Source organism: Leptospira idonii, from assembly GCF_004770995.1.
Classification (GTDB): Bacteria; Spirochaetota; Leptospiria; order Leptospirales; family Leptospiraceae; genus Leptospira_A; species Leptospira_A idonii.
Map to the genome: position 1 here is coordinate 1 of NZ_RQHW01000068.1, position 567 is coordinate 567.

A 567-nucleotide genomic window follows, 5' to 3' on the forward strand; every position below is an offset into this window, starting at 1 on the left:
GTGAATGCACCATCACTAACCGATATAGCACTAGGAGCCTTGACTACGTTAGGAAGTGGCTTCCTTGCAGGACTTGCACTATTTGGGATAGGAAGACGAGAGGAAGATAATCCGATAGCGAGTGTGAAGCCATCTCAAACGACAGAAAGAGTATTGGATGATACACCGAATGAGATATCCGAAATCAAACCATATAGTCCAGAAGGAGCGGACATCCCAGCCGATAAGTATGTGACTGTCCTTGAAAAGACGGCTGATGGCGAGACTGTCGAAGTGAAGATTCGAGCAGATCGATTGGAAGAATATATATCCGAGACAGGACGTAGAGAAGAGATCCGAACGAATTCAGCTAGAAGCTTAATTGGAGATGGAGACAACAGTATTCTTGATGGAGCAAGAATCAGAACAGAGTCTGATGGAACAGTAGTTTATAGATTAACTTCAGGGATAGAGCTTACTGAAATAGAAGTAATGGAAGCTCAGTTTAGAGGTAGATTGAATCCAGAGGGTAGGGCAGAATACGACCGATTGACTGAGGAGCTCAAAGCTGCCGAACTTGCTGAGTCG

The 567-nt window shown here is 44.6% G+C and carries 1 protein-coding gene; it reads left to right on the top strand.

Going from position 1 to position 567, the window contains the following annotated elements; genetic code table 11:
* Window positions 1-39: 39 nt before the first annotated feature.
* On the top strand, window positions 40-567 hold a 528-nt coding region (locus EHS15_RS16990; RefSeq protein WP_135761790.1), incomplete at its 3' end, for a hypothetical protein.